Below are 14,093 nucleotides of genomic sequence, written 5' to 3'. Positions count from 1 at the left end.
ATGGAGGCAGCAAAATGGAGAAAACAAAGAAATTGATGGTCGGTATTTCCGCAACAGCACTTTCATTAACCTTGGCTGGGTGCGGGACTTCGACAAACAGTTTACCGCCAAAGCCTACTGATAAAAGCTGTAATGATTGGGACTGGTCAGAGGAAGATGGTGTTTGGCGATGTGATGAAAGTCGCTCGGGCTATTATGGGGCGTACTATTATGGCGGCAGGTACTATAACAATAAATCGGCACTACATAGCAACAGTAATTATAAAAGTTATAAAAATAGTTCAAGTTTTAAAGCCACTCAGTCCAGCTCTGGGTTTGGTAGTGGTACAAAAAGTTTCGGTGGATAGGAGAGACAAAAAAGCATGAATGGATATTTGAATTTTTTATCATATCTCGGTGTATCATTGGGTTTACTTATAATCGGTATGGTACTGTTTGCGTTAAGTACGCCAAAGATTAAAGAGTTTCAGTTGATTTCACAAAAGAATGTAGCAGCCGCTATGCTGTTAGGCGGGAAAGTAGTGGGACTTGCGATTGTATTAGGTGCAGCTGCCGAATATTCGATTTCGTTATTGGATATGGCGATTTGGGGTGCAATCGGAATAGTGGCGCAAGTAATTGTATTCTTTGTTGCAGAACTAATAACAATTCGCTTCAGTATTCAAAAGGCGATTGAAGAAGACAATCGTGCAGTTGGGACGATGTTATTATCTCTATCCATAGCGGTTGGCTGGATTGTAGCAAAATGTATATCTTATTAGTCTGAGGAGAGAAAATATTGAAGCGGTTAATTTACTATATAGATAGAGGAAATGGACATTTCGAGCCGTTTTATGAATATACGGAAACTAATGTTGGGCCGGATGAATTTTATGCGCGCCAGCTTTGCACTTATTTTATTATGCGCGGTACACAGTATGAACTTATATCGAATGAAATGGAAGATGAAATGGAAGTGCTCGTTTTAAAAGAGATTGGGCGCAATTTATCAGGCGAAGATGAGCAAAGTTTCCGCGAACAGGGCATTCATATCGAATTCAGAAGCCCGAACGAACGTGAAAATTACCGTTTGTTCGCACGTATTCCTTGTGATACGCACTTTGAAGTGATCCGCTATTTACTAAAGGATATTGTGGATATTCCCGAAACCGGGCAAATGCTTGTTACTTCTACCGAAATTGATGAAGACCGCGGTGTGTATGTAATTTACGCAACAGAGTTGAAAGTGGGCTGAAAAATTTCATGACTAACAGCGAGCGACAACAGTTTTATTCGAATATAGAACATTTTTGGGCAGATTTATATAATGAAGAATACGCGCTTTACGATCTATATGAAGTGAAAGAGGTAGAAGTTAAAAAAATTCGGTTGGCGACGGAATGTGTTGGGAAAATCTTTTATAAGGTGGCTCACTTGTTGCGAAACATTCCGGATGAGGCACTGCTTGAAATGGGCTACCCAAAAGAAACACTGCATTTTCTCCGTTTGAAAACCCTGGATGCTGAAAGTGTCATTGCGCGCTTTGATTTTATTCCGCATGTAGGCAGCTATAAGTGCATCGAAATGAATGCTGATACGCCAACATTTATTAAGGAATTGTTTGTTGTAAATGAGCATATATGCAATGCGTTTGGCATGGAAAATCCGAATGCTGGAATGGAACCATTATTAAAAAGCACAATCCGGAAAAGTGTAGCCCAAAGCATCTTTTCCCCTAATGCCCATATCGTTTTCACCGCACATGACCAAAATATAGAAGACTATTATACAACGCTTTACTTAATGCAATTTGTACCTCACGCGAAATTTACGTCACTGTCACAACTACAAATTCAAAGAGGTATTGGGTTGTTTGACGAGAACGGTAAGCGGGTTGATCTGCTTTACCGTCCTACTTTCCCGATTGAAAATCTGCTAATGGACGAAGATGATGAACAGAACAAAATCGGATTGTGGCTATTAGAGCTTGTCGAGCAAAACCTGTTGACCATACTTAACCCGCCGTCCGCTTTTTTACTGCAAAATAAGGCGGTGCAGGCGGTCATTTGGGGATTACATGAGGAACGAAATGCCTTTTTTACAGCGGATGAGCATGAGTGGATTGCTGAATATTTTCTGCCGACCTATTTGGAAGAACAACCTTTTATTGAAAAAGGGATGCGCTATGTAAAGAAACCGGTATTTGGACGTGAAGGGGATACGGTCGAAATATATGACGCAGGTGGGCAGCTCCTAAAAGAGGATAAACAAAAATCGTATCTTCAATATCCGAAAGTTTATCAGCAATATATTGAGCAGCCAAAAACAACGTTCCAAAGTGAAAAGGGTACACAAACAGGAGAACTATTAGTCGGCAGCTTTCTAATAAGTGGAAAGCCTGCAGCGAACGGTTTACGGGTAGGTGGGATGATTACAAATAATCTATCTTATTATTTGCCAATTGGAATGAAAAAAAGGTAATTTTCTAACAGAGTTAGTTAATAGAACTGTTCAAGGGGCGGTATTTGCCAAGAGATGCGATTAGGAATGGGGCCATTAGACAATATACACGTTAAAAGCTTAGCGGAATTTTGCTAAGCTTTTTCTTTTTTAAAGAGAGGAGGGAGAATGCTTCTGATTTATCGAAGAGGTGAAAGCATGTCCTTTTTTATGTGAAAAATCTTTATATAGCAGAAGATATCATACATATTTAAATTACATGGAATCCTCGGTATTTATCTCTAACAAATTCTTTACTGCAACTTTTAGTTGTAAAGATTCTAAAAAATTTACAATATCCGTTTTAGAATAAGGGTTTGCGTAAAAATCATCATGGATGTCGTATGTTTGAACAATTATTGTATACTTTTCTTGATTCACTACGATTTCTGAAACAGCGATGATGTATTTATTATCACCACTAGAAGTTTCAGATTCGGGAATGAGTTTCCAGTTACCCGATTTTTCTATTACCTTATGGTTGTCTTCAAGTTTAACTTGCCCTTTAAAAATTTGTGTGAAGTAAGAATTTTGTTGGCTATTAAAACTTAAGGCTAAGGTAATATCGATTGATTCCCCGCTATTTGACCAGTAATTATAACTTGCTTCTGTAAGTCTATACTTTTCCGGAGCATTAATTACGGCTAATTGTAACTTGTCTGTAATTTCATTTGGTAACATTTGCCTACTTCTTTTAAATGCATTTCCATTAACACGTTGATCTAAAGAAGCTTTTATTTCCTTATTGTCATTCGTTTCCTTTTCTTCTACTACAATATAATCGGCTGGGGTATTACTATTAAAGTTTATAGTTTTAAATAGCGGTACACTTAGAATAGAAATTAAAATAATGGCTGCAGCCAAAACGGTATAATAAACTCCATGAAAGCTTTTAGTTGAGCTTTTATTTACTGTCTTACTGCGAATTTGCTGACTTTCTTCGCGAGAAAAGTGTACGTGTTTATCTAAGTATCCCTGAATCTCTTCTTTCACCTGTTTATCGAAGTTGTCCACTAGTATGACTCCTTTCCAAATTTGTTTTGAAGCATTTTCTTTCCGCGAAGTAATCTTGATTTAATCGTATTAATATTTATGTTGAGGATTTCACTTATTTCAGTCATCGTCAATTGCTGATAATAATAAAGGATGAGCACCTCTTTATATTTAGCTGGTAGCTTGGCTATTTGTTCTATCATAGTTTTAGATTTCTGTTCATACATAAATTGTTCTTCTGCAGAGGGTGCAGTATAAACCGTTGAAATAATGGGTTTATAAATAAGCTTTTTAATACTCCACCGTTTCTTGTAATCCTTACATTTATTAATCGTAATACGGATTAACCAAGTCTTATAACTGCATTCATGTCGGAAGCTGGGTAACTTTTGATAACAAGAAATAAAGACTTCCTGAATAATATCCTCACACTCAGACAGATCATTTACATATAAGAAAGCGATTCTTTTTAAATCAGTTGCATAGTCCTCCATCAGTTGATTTAGGATTTCATCTGATGAAGCTTCTGAATAATCTGCTTCAAGATCTATCACGCATTGCACCTCCCTTTATTAATTAGACGACTCTCAATTTGGTAATGACTCATAAAATTTTGGGATAAAACTATAAATAATAAAGTTCATCTCTATTAGAATACGTTAGAGTTACTATATAATGGTAGTAAATTACAAATTCACTACGGATAGAGGTGCTAGTAAATGGTGAGAAGAAGAGGTATATATGAGGTGAACGTAATAGGTAAGCCGCTAGTTTGTTTATTTTGCGAAGAAACTAGATTTAGGCACCGGGAAGTCTTTGTGAAATTGACTAATCATGAGCCGGGTGTGCAAAGAAAGAAATTAACACTGCAATCTTTCTCCTGTATTACATGCGCTCATGAAATGAAATTTGAAGAACGAGAACTTAATGGGGTAAGTACGATTGAATATGTTCAGGTGGGTGATTAAATGGTAGATCACTTAGTATCAGAAGAGAGCCGTTTATATATTTTTAAAAAGCCCATCCTTTGTCATATCTGCTCCCACGATATTTTTATCCCTATTGAAACGTTTACAGATGTTGAAAAACCAGGAATTCAAGTTACATTTGTACATAATACAGCCATTTGTCAGCAATGCGGCTTTGTTATACAATTTGGCGATCCGAGTTATTATGATAATGAAAATGACATATACCGCTGGGCACTCGATCAGCAGTTTATCAATGAACAACCAACCCCAGAAGCTCACGAGCCTTTTATAGATGCGGATACAATTGCCAAATATGAACGGTGCATTCATTTATCACTACAAATTTTGATTCAACATGACGAGTCCCCACAGACAATGCTTAATTTATATGACAATGCTGAATATTTAGCCATTGCCAACTATTTCGATGCGTCCTATGAGCAAACAAATAGTCAGCTCATAACAAGAGATTGTTTAGGCCTTTTACTGAGGAAGCTGATGGATAAAAATATAGCGGATTCGGATGAATTAATAAAGGTGCTGCAACATGACGATAACATGCATCTTGAATCGTTTTTAAAAGCGTTGATCATGAAGTAAAAAGGAGACACTATGAAGAAAATTATCATTTCTTTATTTATTGGGCTTGTCATTTTGTTCATCTATATTGCCTCCTACCGGGTTTCTGTAACACCTGAAGAAATGGTGGTGCAATATAAGGAACGCTGGGATGTGGAGCTACCAGTTCCAAATGAAATAATCGGCGTTTGGTCTACTAAATATCCCGCACGTGGGGATGGGGAGTGGGTGAATGAATTGCGATATGATCTTGTTGTTAATCCAGAACAACTACGTGATTTTGAAGAAGTAACTGATGAAAATTTAATTGCGGCTAATCGGCTTGTTAATAATTTTATAAATAGAGTTCAAAATATGTATAAAATTCAGCAAGATGAAGCATTCAAAAATGTGATTGCAGCATATACTACCAATTTAAAACCGGGTGATTATTACTTCCATCGATCAGAAAATGGTGATTTCGATACATTTACGGCAATTTATCAGAAAGAGGAAAATCGCATTTTACTCTTTGAATGGCATCAGTAATGGGAGACAAATTGATCAGAAAAATAGCCATCCACTTCATTATTTGTGGATGGCTTTAGTTATGTATATTCATGATGCAGTTATTGCTCCTTGCTTTTGAAATTTTTTACAATGTTATTGATACTCATGGGGTTTCTTACATGGGTGTAGTAATTGCTGGCAGCACCTAAACTTTCAAAAACTACTTTTATTATTTCTACGTTATCCTCCAATCTTATCTCCGAGAATTCATTTTCAGGCTCGTTTAATGAAATAGTCACAGAATATTTTTCCTTATCCAAAATAATAGAAACAAACGATGGATTCTGTTCAATACCGAAGAAAACGTCGATTTCATAATATGGGTTTGTTTCTTGCAGGATGCCAGGATGGAACATTTAATCACCCCCTTTATCAAAATATATAGTAAATAGGAGTGAAAATCTATCAAAAAATTAAAAATTTAGAATATTTTTTCGGAATAGTATAATTTGCATTATTGACCCATCTTTCCCTGATATCATGCTATTTTTGTACATATACAGATTGTTTAAAATATCTTTCCCTTGGTCATTGATGAAATATCTACTATAATTAGAAATCGATTGGGTAAGGAGTAGGGGTGTTTTTCTAGTGATACAATTACAGCAAATTTCAAAAAAATTTGGTACGTTTGAGGCTGTTCAAAATGTGACGTTAACAATTGAAAATGGGGAAATTCATGGTCTTATTGGTGCGAGTGGAGCTGGGAAATCGACGTTGCTACGTTTGATGAACTTGTTGGAAGTTCCTGATTGTGGTGCTGTTATTATCAATGGCCAGCAGCTGACCGAGTTAAATAGTACACAGCTTCGGGAAGCGAGAAAATCGATTGGGATGATTTTTCAGCATTTTCACTTAGTAGCGAATAAGACCGTCTTCGCTAATGTAGAAATTGCCCTCTCATTAGCGAATTATCCAAAACAATTACGTCAGGCGCGTGTTTTGGAATGTCTGAAATTTGTCGGGCTTGAACAGTTTGCTCAGCAATATCCTGCACAGCTAAGCGGCGGGCAAAAGCAGCGTGTCGCAATAGCGAGGGCGCTTGCAAATGAACCGGCAGTATTGCTTTGCGATGAGCCGACCTCTGCACTCGATACGAATACATCAGCGGAAATCCTGCGTGTACTACAAAAGGTAAATGAAACGCTAGGTGTAACGATTGTGCTCGTTAGTCATGAGCTTGATGTAGTCAAAAGCATCTGCCATCGCGCAACGGTTATGGATGCCGGTCAAATTTATGAAACAGTGGATTTAGTACCGACAGGCATAAAGGAAACGGACCATCACCCCCAAAGCTTTGTTAATCAGCTTGTGAAAGGTGGAGATGGACATGCCTAATGTACTCATCCAATATGAAGCCGAGATATGGCGGGCGGTAAGCGAAACGTTCTTCATGGTAGGCGTATCCATTATCGCGGCTGTACTTATCGGACTGCCAATTGGTACATATTTATTTCTTTGCGGCAAAGGGAAGTTACTAGAAAATCGCATCGTCTACAATATACTGAACTTAGCTGTAAATACAATCCGCTCGTTTCCATTTTTATTGCTCGTCGTATTTTTGATACCTTTTACAAGGCTAATTGTAGGGACTGCAATTGGTACGGTTGCAGCTACAATCCCACTATCGATTATTGCCATCGCCCATTATGCAAGGCTTGTCGAGCAATCATTGCTGGATGTACCAAAAGGTGTGATCGAGGCTGCGGTATCAATGGGAGCATCAGTTAAACGAATTATTTTTAGCTTTCTTTATGTGGAGGCGCGCTCGGGGCTTGTACTTGGTTTAACAACGTCGATTGTCAGCTTTATTTCGTATTCCACAATAATGGGGGTTGTTGGTGGTGGTGGGATTGGTGATTTTGCCATTCGTTACGGCTATCAGCAATTCAAAACAGATTTAATGCTTTACATGATTTTGATTATGATTATTTTGGTACAGCTCATTCAATTGCTTGGAACGACTGTAGCAAGATGGTTGGATAAAAGATAGGAGAATGATTGTGAAAAAAAGATGGTTATTAAGCTTAGCAGCAGCATTTGCATTAGTTGGCTGCACAGGGCAAGAGGAAGCAAAGGACAATAAAGATTCAGGAAATGAAGAAACAACATTAAAGGTCGCATCTTTAATTGCACCAATGACTGAAATTCTAGAGTTGGTTGAGCCGCAATTAGCGAAAGACGGCATCGACTTGGAAGTTGTCGTTTTAGGTGATAATGTACAACCTAACAGTGCACTCGCTGCGAAGGAAGTGGACGCAAACTTCTTCCAGCACGTCCCATACATGGAAGAATTCAATCGGAATAATGGCTCGAATTTAGTGCCAATTCAACCGATTTACTTTGCGAATTACGGTGTCTATGCAAAAAATCATGATTCGATCGATGACTTACCGGATGGTGCGACCGTAGCGATTGCCAATGATATTTCAAATGTTGACCGTTCTTTAATGCTGCTTGCCCAGCATAATGTCATTACATTAAAGGAAAAAACAGATGTGTATTATACGTTAGCGAGTATAGAGGACAATCCGAAAAATCTTCAGTTTAAAGAAGTTGATCTATTAATGCTGGCGCGGATGTATGATGATGCCGATGCAGTTGTCATGACACCAGCCTATGCGGCACCACTTGGTTTAACGCCAAAAAGTGATGCACTGCTGACAGAAGGTGTGGAAAACGACTTCGCGATTACATTAGTAGCTCGTGAGGACAATCAGGACGACAAAGCGATCAAAAAACTTGCTGAAGCAATGACAAGTGATGTAGTACGCGATTTCCTAAAGGAAAACTACAATGAAACGGCTACACCTGCTTTTGAATAGATAAATATATTGAAATGCCGAATCGCAGTCTTAGATGTGCGTTTCGGTTTTTTTCTATGAGAAGAATTAAAGATATTATATAATAAGTGAAATTGTAAAAAAGTGGGTGAAAGAATGTTTCCGACGTTATCAACAGACCGGTTAGTTTTAAGGGAAATTTTCCAGGAGGATGCAGAAGCTATTTATTCTAATTTTTCTGATGACCGCGTAACAAAACTTTATGGAATGAATACTTTTACAAAATTAGAGGAAGCTGAGAATTTAATTAATACTTTTTCTTCAAATTTCACACAAAAAAGAGGCATTCGCTGGGGGATTGAAAGAAAAGATAAAAAAGGTTTAATAGGTACGATCGGTTTCAACTTATGGTCACCAGCTCATAAACGAGCTGAAATTGGGTATGAAATGCATCCGGAATTCTGGAGACTTGGCTATACTTCAGAGGCTTTAAAGGAAATAGTTAATTACGGCTTTAATGAATTAGGTTTAACAAGAATGGGCGCCGTTGTCTTTATCGAAAATGATGCATCGATTCAATTATTGCTGAAAAATGGTTTTGAAAAAGAAGGTATTTTAAAAAAATATATATCAAAATAATATAGCTTACGATGTAAATATGTTTTCAATAGTTAAATAGATGCAGAGAGTAGGGGTACAATGAAAACTTTTGGTAAACGAAATGATGATTTAAATTATTGTAAAAGAACGGGAGCTTATGCTGTTATTCAAAATGAAAAAGGGCAATTTTTATGTGTGGAAGAAGTGAATGGGTATTTGTTTCTGGCAGGTGGAGGTATTGAGGCTGGTGAAACTTCAGAGCAGGCACTGTTAAGAGAGTGTATAGAGGAAACAGGCTATAAAGTCGAAATTGTAAAATATATAGGGGAGGCCGAAAGACATTGGGTTTCAACAAAATATCCAAAGGACTCTCAGCATAATATCGGCATATTGTATGCTTGTGAACTATTGGAAAAGGTTGCGGAACCTGTTGAAATTGAACCGGTGCGCTGGGTATTTTTTAACGAACTGGAGGAGCGCCTTTTCCATGAACATCATTTATACTTAGTGAAACAGTATTTAAATAGTTTGTAATGGATAAGTGCTTGGAAACCGTCTTCTCTTTTACTTACATAGCACATAATGAAGTGCCAAAGCCGGTAATATTAGCGCTTCGGCATTTTCAATTAAGGCATCCACCCGCCTCCAATCCCATTATTCTCGGCGAACGTATACAGCTGTTCAAGCTTAGCTGCATTGTAATGATTCAAGTTGTCTTTTAAAATTTCTTGATTAAGTAATGCCTCGTTTCTTTCGATTAAGCTATTAAGATATTGAGGAGCGGCCAATTTATCGCTTTTTCGTGTATTACATGTGGGGCAAGCGAGAACAAAGTTCCAGAGCAAATCATTTTGGAAATAGCTCCAAGGAATAAAGTGATCGACATGTGTTTTCGAGTGCAGTGTTTTATTACAATAAAAGCAAGCCGTCACACCTGCTTGTTGCAATAAACGTTCAAAAGCCTTTAATGACTGGCGTTCTGTAATGAATTCAACTTTCGTCAATAAACTTTGTACTTTTTCGAGTTCGTTAAATTTTTCAAGGAATAGAGCCAATTGATAATTTGTCACATTCGTTAAAATGCGTTTATACGTTTGTAGAAATAATAAATATTTAGGGTGAAGCTGTAAATATTCCCGCTTTAAATCAAACGTATAGATCTCTCCATTAAAGTCTCCGTAGAGTGCACCAATGACATATTTTTTCCCTACTTGCTTCACTTTTTGAATGAGCTCAATTTTCTGTGTATCTGTCAGCTTTTCAAAATTCCAATGGGGTGGTATAGCATTTTGTTGGGCAAATGTCTCGATTTCTTTTTGAACACTAGATGGCTGGGTACGAGTATTGGATTGCCAAAGACCATCTTCAATGACAAGGTTCCAATAAATTTTCGTAAAGGAGTAAAAAATAGCATCATAGGAAATTTCATTATGTTCATTGGCAGTAATACACGCCTCTAATAAAGCTTTAAAAAATCCGTATTTATAGGTTGTTTTCGTTTTCCCATGATAAAAGAAATGGTGAAGTGTATTCCAGACTTCCTGGTCTGTTATATAAGTTTTTTTCATTTCTGCGACTTGCAACTTCCAGGACATCTCTTCACCTCATCAAATCATGATATGGGATTATTATACAATAAAGTTGATGCTTTAATATAAAAAATAACCCATCTTTAAGCTTAATGCTCAGATGGGTTACTGCTAACTATTAAAAAATCTTCTTTGTATCACGGTCGTCTTTTAGAATTTCTACAGCCTCTCTAAATCGCAGCGAATGGACAATTTCGCGTTCTCTTAAAAAAATTAAACTATCATTTAAGTCACGGTCATCCGACATATCAATGATCCACTGGTACGTAGCGCGGGCTTTTTCTTCTGCAGCGATATCTTCATACAAATCGGCAATCGGATCTCCCTTTGCCTGGATATAGGAAGCGGTAAAAGGTACTCCGGCAGCATTTTGATAGAATAGGGCTTTGTCATGATTGACGTAATGGTCAGCTAGACCTGCTTCTTTCATTTGTTCAGGAGTGGCATCTTTTGTGAGCTTGTAAATCATCGTTGCGATCATCTCAAGGTGAGAAAATTCTTCTGTGGCAATATCTGTCAAAAGACCGACTACTTTATCTGGAAGTGTATAGCGTTGATTCATATACCGGAGTGCGGCAGCTAACTCCCCATCAGCTCCCCCATACTGTTCGATTAAATACTTTGCAAGCGTAGGATTACACGTACTAACCTTTACCGGGTATTGCAATTTCTTTTCATAATACCACACACATTTTCCTCCTAAATAAAATAGCTTTTAAACTTGCCAAGGCCACGGAGTATCCACCCAGTTAAAAGGATAATTGGAATAGCTTCTGCCAAAATTCATTAAAGGACCAAATTTTTGCTCAAATTGGATTTTTAATTTCATACTTTGTTCCGTAAAGTCATTAAACTGCTGAATTATTTCAAAATCATCAGGGTGGGTATCTAAATAAAGGTTTAACTCAACAATGACAAAATCAATTGCCTGAATTTCCTCCAGAAGGGTATAAAATTCAGGGGGCATTTGTTTGCTCACGATGATTCATTCCTTTTTTCAGGATTAGGATATGGACTAAATAGCTGAGGCCATAGGGTACCATGCATTAAAGCTTCTTTAGCTGTTTGAAATTGGGGTAATCCACTAGGTTGAAATCCGATGTAAAGTTGTGGGGGAGTAGAATAGCTTTTTATTTCAATAGGTTTGCACGGGTCGTTCGGGCTAATATACGGTTTCCAGTATTTATATTGTGTAAACACAAAACGCTCCTCTCAGGGTAGTGTGTATCATTTAAGTGTATGTTAAGAAATAAAATTAATGAATCCCGTGCTTGTTTAATCATGTATTTTCAGGGAGAATGGTGTAATTTTATGGTTATTCATGGGAATTTATAAGATGAAGCAAGTTAGAAGTGCGCACAAATTGCCTTGCCTTTAAAGCAATTTGTGCTTTGTGGATAGTCTACAGGTATGAGCTGAATTTTATATAACGTGTGTCAGGGGAAGCATTTACTGTGGAAACGCTATTCTGATTTTATAATTAAATTATACCAAATCGAACGCCAATTTTTGTTTTGGATTCGATTTAGATAAATAGTATGTAGATTGGCGTTTTGGTTAAATGGAGGCGTAGGTCTAACTATGCCTTCAAACAAATCGCTCAATCCATAAGGAGCCATTATTTCTATCTTTTCATTATTTAGACGGACAGCAATTGCTGTTGGTGTTTCGGGAAAATGGGCTACGCCATCAAATGAAGATAAATAAGGAGAGACTTTATTTTTAATATGCATTCTTGCTTGGTTTTTTACCGACCAAGGTTGAGTGGGCATTATATGTTGCAACTTGGATTCCAAGAACTTTTCCGTCTCTGTTGAACGATCGGATTTATCAAAATAAATGACATCAATATCGTTTATTTCTGTTTGTAAGTTATGTAAATAATCCCAAACCTTATTTCGAATAACGCCAGCTGCAACCCAGCAATCGTTTAATTGTAAGGCCTGTACGTTTTTTAAAATTGACATAAATACATCGTCCGATTTTATGATTTTAGTCAGCTCTAATTCATAATGCAAAAAGGTTATCTCCTTTGGTTAGTATCAATCGTATTTCCATTTTCAATTTTACTTATACGTTCATTCAATTCATCTATTTGTTTTTGTAAATTAAGTATTTCTTGTTTTTCAGCACTGGATCGTTTCGCTGCTCGATTCGCGTTTTTCTTATACGATTTATAGAAGAAAATCACTAAAATAAAAGGAAGTGCCATAACCCCCAACATAATGAGTGTTGCCAATATATCTCCTATATTTAGAACAGTTGCTCCGCTGGATATGCTGTTAGTCATAAGTTTATTCCTCCATATTTTTTGTTTTTTCGAAATGAGTGAGAATTGATTTTACAAAATTTAATTTTTATCCGATTGCTTTTCCAATTCACTTTCGATTTCCTCATCACTTACTACTTCTACTACTTCTGTATTTTTAGCTTCTATATCATCGGGAAACTTATTTTTAGCTAATTGACCAATATACGAATAATTGATTCCATGTTTTACTGCAAGAAATATAACGATATAAAGCAAAAACAAGAAAAAGATTGTTCCCATTTAACTACCCCCATCTTTTATTTCAACTACAATGTATTATTGCGCGTTATGCTTATTAATAAAGACTACTCAAAATTTCTCATAATCAAATCGGAGGAAACAGGCTTTAGCTGCATTTCTCTTGCCCAGATGGATAATTGACCGATGTGGTGGACTTCATGTGTGATGATATGGGCCAATATCTTTTTTTGAGTAAAATGCAGAATAGTTTTGTCGCGCCGTGTTACATTAACAATTACATTCTCATAGTCAGAAGGTAAATGTTTAATGAATCTTTCCGTATGTGCTTTTACAAAAGTAGAGTAAGCTTTAACTGCATTTAAATCGTCAATTTCTTTACGTGCTTCAAAAACAATTTTTGATTCAAGCATTGAATTTAACCATAATAGTTCACAATCTACAATATGTATTAATGTTTCCCGAATGCTTTTCATACCGCCTGTACGCTCTTTTTGAAACTCTTCTACAGGTAGTGTCTCACACCACTGCAGCCAGTCTTCACGTACTTGCCAGTTATATTGGAATAAAGATAACATCTTCCACCTCGTCTTATCAAAATAGAAAATCTAAAAGAATTATAACTTAGTGGTTGATATATTGGAACAATATGTATAGTGTAATAAAAAACCCGCTACAAAATTAAAATATATAAACAGTTGACATATACCCCATGGGGTAGTAAGATGAAATCAAGCTAATAAAAACATTTAAAAAAGAGGTGAGCATATGCAATACGATCCAAAGGTGCTGGCACGCATGAAAAAGATGGAAGGTCAGCTTCGAGGCATTTTACGGATGATGGAAGAAGAGAAGGATTGCAAAGATGTCATCACTCAGCTAAGTGCTGTTCGATCTGCTGTTGACCGGACGATTGGTGTTATTGTGACAGATAATCTAGTGGAGTGTCTTTCACAGGAAGATGCAGAAACAGTAGATAAAAATGCAATCGTTAAACAGGCAGTAGATTTATTAGTAAAAAGTCGATAAGGCTTTTTATTTT

General features: G+C 36.8%; 24 protein-coding genes. 13 read left to right on the top strand and 11 right to left on the bottom strand.

What is annotated here, in order from left to right:
- The first annotated feature begins 14 nt into the window (after window positions 1-14).
- From H9635_RS09360 to H9635_RS09345, 4 genes are read left to right on the top strand one after another with little or no spacing between them, the layout of a single operon-like run.
- A complete protein-coding gene (locus H9635_RS09360; RefSeq protein ID WP_191699937.1) occupies window positions 15-347 on the top strand; it encodes an aminotransferase yhxA in 333 nt (110 codons plus the stop codon).
- A gap of 15 nt (window positions 348-362) precedes the next feature.
- Entirely contained in the window at window positions 363-761 is a 399-nt protein-coding gene (locus H9635_RS09355) for a DUF350 domain-containing protein (RefSeq protein ID WP_191699936.1), read from the top strand.
- Between the two features lie 17 nt (window positions 762-778).
- On the top strand, window positions 779-1,234 hold the full coding sequence (locus H9635_RS09350; protein WP_191699935.1) for an RNA helicase: 456 nt from the start codon (window positions 779-781) through the stop codon (window positions 1,232-1,234).
- A gap of 8 nt (window positions 1,235-1,242) precedes the next feature.
- A complete protein-coding gene (locus H9635_RS09345) occupies window positions 1,243-2,460 on the top strand; it encodes a glutathionylspermidine synthase family protein (protein WP_191699934.1) in 1,218 nt (405 codons plus the stop codon).
- A 234-nt stretch (window positions 2,461-2,694) separates the two neighbouring features.
- On the opposite strand, the gene H9635_RS09340 is transcribed toward H9635_RS09345, so the two are convergent.
- Both H9635_RS09340 and H9635_RS09335 read right to left on the bottom strand, forming a co-directional pair.
- The gene (locus H9635_RS09340; RefSeq protein WP_191699933.1) at window positions 2,695-3,492 is read right to left on the bottom strand and encodes a hypothetical protein; all 798 of its coding nucleotides are present in this window, start codon (window positions 3,490-3,492) and stop codon (window positions 2,695-2,697) included.
- Window positions 3,492-4,025 (bottom strand): RNA polymerase sigma factor, encoded by a 534-nt coding sequence (locus tag H9635_RS09335; RefSeq protein ID WP_191699932.1) that lies wholly within the window; start codon window positions 4,023-4,025, stop codon window positions 3,492-3,494. Before H9635_RS09335 ends, H9635_RS09340 begins: the two co-directional genes overlap by 1 nt.
- Before the next feature lie 264 nt (window positions 4,026-4,289).
- On the opposite strand from H9635_RS09335, the gene H9635_RS09330 reads away from it, so the two are divergent.
- Genes H9635_RS09330 through H9635_RS09320 form a run of 3 tightly spaced genes read left to right on the top strand, consistent with a single transcriptional unit; the run spans window position 4,290 to window position 5,549 of the window.
- Window positions 4,290-4,439 carry a hypothetical protein gene (locus H9635_RS09330; protein ID WP_191699931.1) on the top strand — a complete coding sequence of 50 codons (150 nt, stop codon included), beginning with the start codon at window positions 4,290-4,292 and terminating at the stop codon, window positions 4,437-4,439.
- Window positions 4,440-5,042: a hypothetical protein gene (locus tag H9635_RS09325; protein ID WP_191699930.1), complete on the top strand. Its 603-nt coding sequence runs from the start codon at window positions 4,440-4,442 to the stop codon at window positions 5,040-5,042. It begins immediately after the preceding gene.
- Between the two features lie 12 nt (window positions 5,043-5,054).
- Window positions 5,055-5,549 carry a hypothetical protein gene (locus H9635_RS09320; RefSeq protein WP_225231232.1) on the top strand — a complete coding sequence of 165 codons (495 nt, stop codon included), beginning with the start codon at window positions 5,055-5,057 and terminating at the stop codon, window positions 5,547-5,549.
- Window positions 5,550-5,629: 80 nt separating this feature from the next.
- Here H9635_RS09320 and H9635_RS09315 read toward each other — a convergent pair whose 3' ends face one another.
- Window positions 5,630-5,926: a hypothetical protein gene (locus tag H9635_RS09315; protein ID WP_191699929.1), complete on the bottom strand. Its 297-nt coding sequence runs from the start codon at window positions 5,924-5,926 to the stop codon at window positions 5,630-5,632.
- A 235-nt stretch (window positions 5,927-6,161) separates the two neighbouring features.
- Between H9635_RS09315 and H9635_RS09310 the strand changes: the two genes are divergently transcribed.
- The 5 genes from H9635_RS09310 to H9635_RS09290 all read left to right on the top strand — a co-directional run bounded on the left by H9635_RS09310 (window position 6,162) and on the right by H9635_RS09290 (window position 9,487).
- Window positions 6,162-6,908 (top strand): methionine ABC transporter ATP-binding protein, encoded by a 747-nt coding sequence (locus H9635_RS09310; RefSeq protein ID WP_191699928.1) that lies wholly within the window; start codon window positions 6,162-6,164, stop codon window positions 6,906-6,908.
- Entirely contained in the window at window positions 6,901-7,563 is a 663-nt protein-coding gene (locus tag H9635_RS09305; RefSeq protein WP_191699927.1) for a methionine ABC transporter permease, read from the top strand. The genes H9635_RS09310 and H9635_RS09305 overlap by 8 nt, the downstream gene beginning before the upstream one ends.
- Before the next feature lie 10 nt (window positions 7,564-7,573).
- Complete coding sequence (locus tag H9635_RS09300; RefSeq protein ID WP_318245198.1) at window positions 7,574-8,395, top strand: MetQ/NlpA family ABC transporter substrate-binding protein; 822 nt, start codon at window positions 7,574-7,576, stop codon at window positions 8,393-8,395.
- Between the two features lie 114 nt (window positions 8,396-8,509).
- The gene (locus H9635_RS09295; protein WP_318245197.1) at window positions 8,510-8,992 is read left to right on the top strand and encodes a GNAT family N-acetyltransferase; all 483 of its coding nucleotides are present in this window, start codon (window positions 8,510-8,512) and stop codon (window positions 8,990-8,992) included.
- 60 nt (window positions 8,993-9,052) lie between these two features.
- Window positions 9,053-9,487, top strand: coding sequence for an NUDIX domain-containing protein (locus tag H9635_RS09290; protein WP_191699925.1), 435 nt, complete (start codon window positions 9,053-9,055; stop codon window positions 9,485-9,487).
- Between the two features lie 92 nt (window positions 9,488-9,579).
- On the opposite strand, the gene H9635_RS09285 is transcribed toward H9635_RS09290, so the two are convergent.
- From H9635_RS09285 to H9635_RS09250, 8 genes are all read right to left on the bottom strand, one after another.
- Window positions 9,580-10,548 carry an HNH endonuclease gene (locus H9635_RS09285; protein WP_191699924.1) on the bottom strand — a complete coding sequence of 323 codons (969 nt, stop codon included), beginning with the start codon at window positions 10,546-10,548 and terminating at the stop codon, window positions 9,580-9,582.
- Window positions 10,549-10,660: 112 nt separating this feature from the next.
- Window positions 10,661-11,230, bottom strand: a complete 570-nt coding sequence (locus H9635_RS09280) for a manganese catalase family protein (protein ID WP_191699923.1) — start codon at window positions 11,228-11,230, stop codon at window positions 10,661-10,663.
- A 27-nt stretch (window positions 11,231-11,257) separates the two neighbouring features.
- Complete coding sequence (locus H9635_RS09275) at window positions 11,258-11,521, bottom strand: spore coat protein CotJB (RefSeq protein ID WP_318245196.1); 264 nt, start codon at window positions 11,519-11,521, stop codon at window positions 11,258-11,260.
- Window positions 11,518-11,742, bottom strand: a complete 225-nt coding sequence (locus tag H9635_RS09270) for a spore coat associated protein CotJA (RefSeq protein ID WP_191699922.1) — start codon at window positions 11,740-11,742, stop codon at window positions 11,518-11,520. Before H9635_RS09270 ends, H9635_RS09275 begins: the two co-directional genes overlap by 4 nt.
- 263 nt (window positions 11,743-12,005) lie before the next feature.
- Window positions 12,006-12,560 carry a nucleotidyltransferase family protein gene (locus H9635_RS09265; protein WP_225231231.1) on the bottom strand — a complete coding sequence of 185 codons (555 nt, stop codon included), beginning with the start codon at window positions 12,558-12,560 and terminating at the stop codon, window positions 12,006-12,008.
- A 5-nt stretch (window positions 12,561-12,565) separates the two neighbouring features.
- Window positions 12,566-12,832 (bottom strand): hypothetical protein, encoded by a 267-nt coding sequence (locus H9635_RS09260; RefSeq protein ID WP_191699921.1) that lies wholly within the window; start codon window positions 12,830-12,832, stop codon window positions 12,566-12,568.
- 60 nt (window positions 12,833-12,892) lie between these two features.
- A complete protein-coding gene (locus H9635_RS09255; RefSeq protein WP_191699920.1) occupies window positions 12,893-13,093 on the bottom strand; it encodes a hypothetical protein in 201 nt (66 codons plus the stop codon).
- Between the two features lie 65 nt (window positions 13,094-13,158).
- Entirely contained in the window at window positions 13,159-13,629 is a 471-nt protein-coding gene (locus H9635_RS09250; RefSeq protein ID WP_191699919.1) for a DinB family protein, read from the bottom strand.
- Window positions 13,630-13,819: 190 nt separating this feature from the next.
- Between H9635_RS09250 and H9635_RS09245 the strand changes: the two genes are divergently transcribed.
- The gene (locus H9635_RS09245) at window positions 13,820-14,080 is read left to right on the top strand and encodes a metal-sensitive transcriptional regulator (RefSeq protein ID WP_191699918.1); all 261 of its coding nucleotides are present in this window, start codon (window positions 13,820-13,822) and stop codon (window positions 14,078-14,080) included.
- Window positions 14,081-14,093 lie beyond the last annotated feature (13 nt).

The sequence above is a fragment of the Solibacillus faecavium genome, from assembly GCF_014836905.1.
Lineage (GTDB): Bacteria > Bacillota > Bacilli > Bacillales_A > Planococcaceae > Solibacillus > Solibacillus faecavium.
Note: the sequence above shows the minus strand (reverse complement) of the source record. Positions and strands in the feature narration are given on the sequence as shown.